Genomic DNA, 3,350 nt, shown 5'->3' on the forward strand with positions numbered 1-3,350 from the left:
CCGATCATGCGCAGATCGCGCGTTTCCTCATAGCGCGCGACAAGGCCGCGCAGACTGGCCACCAATTTCTGTTGTTCTGTTGTCCAGTTATGCTGTGCAAGGCGAGAGATGGAACCGAGAATATCGACCGCAGGAAACCGTCCCCGCGCCGCGATGCCACGGTCAAGAACGATATGGCCGTCAAGCGTACCGCGAATGGCATCGGAGATAGGATCATTGTGGTCGTCGCCGTCGACAAGAACCGCATAGATGCCGGTAATGGTGCCGCCCCCTTCGAGACCAGGTCCGGCGCGTTCGAGCAGGCGCGGCAACTGACTGAAGACGCTTGGTGGATAACCGCGCGATACCGGTGGTTCGCCCGCTGCGATGGCAATTTCCCGCGCCGCATGGGCAAAGCGTGTGATGGAATCAACGATCAGCAGAACATTCTCGCCGCGATCACGGAAATATTCTGCAATCGCCGTTGCCGTATTGGGTGCAAGCCGGCGCATCATCGGGCTTTCGTCGCCCGTGGCGATGACGGCGATGGTCTTTTCGAGCTTCCCAGCCATCGTGTCTTCAAGCATGTCCCGCACTTCGCGCCCGCGTTCGCCGGTCAGGGCCAGCACGACCGTATCGAAGTCGGTGGCTTTGGTCATCATGGCGAGCAGTGTGGATTTGCCAACGCCAGACCCGGCGAAAACGCCCATGCGCTGGCCAAAGCACATCGRCATGAAGACATCGACGACATTGACGCCGGTGCGCAGTCCCCTTTCCACCCGGCCACGATTCATCGCTGACGGTGCAGGGCAATCCACCGGTTTTGGGTCGGTTCCCGCTGACAATGGTCCCTTATTGTCGAGTGGATATCCCAGAGCACTGATCACCCTGCCCTTCCAGTCGGGTGCAGGGGCGATGCGTAACGGTCCTTCCGGGAAGACCGGTGTTCCAAGCGATGGCACGATGCGGTCATCGAACGGCTTAACCAGTACTCTTGTCTGTTCGAGCCGGACAACCTCGGCCGGGTGGAGCTGGCTGTCAGCACGGATTGCCACGATGTCGCCAAGTTGAACCTTGTCGGATATCCCACGAACCCCGATGGCCGAGCGCGACACCTCATTGACATAGCCGCCGACAACAACCGGATTTCGCTCCTGGACAATCTGCGACACGATCCTTGCCAGTGTATCAAGGCTGCCCGTCCGTTGGCGTATCGTCGGCAAGGCTGCTTCGAGCGACTGCATGGTCAAGCGGCGATCACGTCTTTGATCCGAGCGTCTTTATGGCTTCGGAGAAAGTGTTCTCACTGCCGCGGAGCAATGCGTCAACACGTTCGAAAGCGCGTGATACAMTCATCAACCGCGTCATTTCGCTGATTGCGTCTACGTTCGAGCCCTCGATCGAACCCTGAATTACACCGGCATTGGGATTGTCGATGGCAGGCTGCGCCGCGACGCTCGGAATGACTGAGGAATTGTCGAAATAGGTCAGCTTGGCGTTCGGGCTAATGGTAAAAAGACCGATCGCGCCCAGTTGCTTGCCGTTTTGATAGACCGCTCCATCCGACGAGATATCAGGCGGTCCACCATTGGGATCGATCGTCAATGGCTGCCCACCTGCATCGAGAATTGGATAGCCCTTCACGGAGAGGAGTTCGCCCGTGGTCGACATCTGCATACGACCATCGCGCGTATAGACCTGACCGGCCGGTGACTGGAGGGAAAACCATACGTCGCCTTTTGTAGCCACATCCAGTGGATTGCCTGTCTGGGTGATTGGACCGGCTTCGGTTTTGATGTAGCTCTCACCGGCCGTGACGAAACTTGAGTTTTCTGCGGCTTTCGACACCATTGCCTCGAACTTCATGCCTGTGGCGCGAAAGCCAGGCGTCGACATGTTGGCGACATTGTGAGCCAGCGCATCGAGCCGGCGCTCCAGCGAGATTTGTGCCGAAAGCCCAACATAGATCGAATTTTCCATCAACGACCACCCAGCTTGAAGGATTGTAAGGTCGCTAGAATACTTGCCGAGATCCCGATGGCGGGGGTTCCTCCGAGCAAGAGGGATGGTGCGCTCGCCGGTGTGGAGGGATTCTTCATCTCATACATGGCAGTGAACCGCGTCAACAGCTTGTCGAGCTTGGCGGGGTCCTTGAGATCCTTCAGATCAAGTTTGTCCTCGACCAGTTTGGCCTGTCGGTCGATGTCGAGATTGGACATCTGTGCCGGCATGTTGAAGGTCGCCTGGAAGACCTGCAGAAGCGCCTTGTCACCAAGTATCTCGAAAGCATTGGTAATGGTCGGCGCCTTGCGGGCGAAATACAGCGCCAGCCGCACGCCCTCATTCTGCTGGCCCGTCTCGACCTCCAACGTCTGGCGCACATATTTGTCGACGATGGGCTGCTTCACTTCAGGCTGGGCCGTTGTCTTGTCGCCAAGCTTGACAAAATTGAACGCTGTCGCGAGTTCCTTGTAACGGGGATCCGTAAGCTTGTTGGCGAAACTGTCGGGGCTGTCTATGCCTTCGGTGAGCACCTTGCGGATGAAGGCTTTGGCATAGGCCATATCCTCAAGGCCGAACGCCTTCAATGCATAGTTATACAGCTTTGTGTCTTTCATGAAATCATCGATTGATTTCACATTGCCTATATTGTTCAGATAGTAATCGCTCTCGCGTTGAACGATGGGCTCCTTGGAGACGCGGGCGAGCGAACGCGGCAAGTCGGCGGCAATCAGCCTATAGCCCGTCATCGTATTGATCATGATGCGCCTTTCCTGAAAATATTTGGCTCATATGTGTCAAATCAAGCTTGCCTGAAGCTGGCGGTACTGATCCTCGCGCGCCGGAGGCGCAACAACTCCCATCGCTGCAAGGTTCACGCAAGCCGACGCTGTTAGCGCTTTATCGATAAACGTGCAGGAGAGTGTCTTGGGTATTCTTGTTGGACTCGTCGTGACGATGGGATGTCTTCTCGGCGGATTTATCGCAATGGGAGGCCATGTTGCTGTGCTCATGCAACCTTGGGAATTCGTCATCATCGGTGGCTCTGCGCTCGGCACCTTCCTGGTGGCCAATCCGTTCTCGGCGGTCAAGGATACAGGGCGGGCCTGCATGGAAGCCTTCACCAACAAGATTCCCAAGCAGCGGGATTATCTCGATGTGCTCGGGGTCCTTTACGCTCTGATGCGGGAATTGCGTGCCAAGTCGCGCAATGAGGTTGAGGTTCACATCGACAACCCAACGGAATCAACAATTTTCCAAGCTTTTCCAAGCGTGCTCAAGAACCACGATCTGACCCATTTCATCTGCGATTATTGCCGCCTCATCATCATAGGCAATGCGCGCTCGCATGAGATCGAAGCCTTGATGGA

The 3,350-nt window shown here is 56.5% G+C and carries 4 protein-coding genes; 1 reads left to right on the forward strand and 3 read right to left on the reverse strand.

Annotation, left to right across the window (positions count from 1 at the left end; translation table 11 throughout):
* The 3 genes from ACXJ5O_RS22290 to ACXJ5O_RS22300 form a co-directional block, all read right to left on the reverse strand.
* The coding region (locus ACXJ5O_RS22290; RefSeq protein ID WP_457301802.1) for a FliI/YscN family ATPase at nucleotides 1-1,223 on the reverse strand (1,223 nt) is incomplete at its 3' end.
* A gap of 13 nt (nucleotides 1,224-1,236) precedes the next feature.
* Entirely contained in the window at nucleotides 1,237-1,962 is a 726-nt protein-coding gene (flgF, locus tag ACXJ5O_RS22295) for a flagellar basal-body rod protein FlgF (protein ID WP_457301799.1), read from the reverse strand.
* Entirely contained in the window at nucleotides 1,959-2,741 is a 783-nt protein-coding gene (locus ACXJ5O_RS22300) for a DUF1217 domain-containing protein (RefSeq protein ID WP_457301800.1), read from the reverse strand. Before ACXJ5O_RS22300 ends, flgF begins: the two co-directional genes overlap by 4 nt.
* Before the next feature lie 166 nt (nucleotides 2,742-2,907).
* Between ACXJ5O_RS22300 and ACXJ5O_RS22305 the strand changes: the two genes are divergently transcribed.
* Nucleotides 2,908-3,350: motility-associated protein (locus ACXJ5O_RS22305; RefSeq protein WP_457301801.1), on the forward strand; the 443-nt coding region annotated here is incomplete at its 3' end.

Source organism: Phyllobacterium sp. P5_D12 (assembly GCF_054049495.1).

Bases quoted from the DNA above. Each gene is read 5' to 3' on its own strand.
- ACXJ5O_RS22300 (WP_457301800.1), bottom strand. From the start codon at position 2,741: ATGATCAATACGATGACGGGCTATAGGCTGATTGCCGCCGACTTGCCG.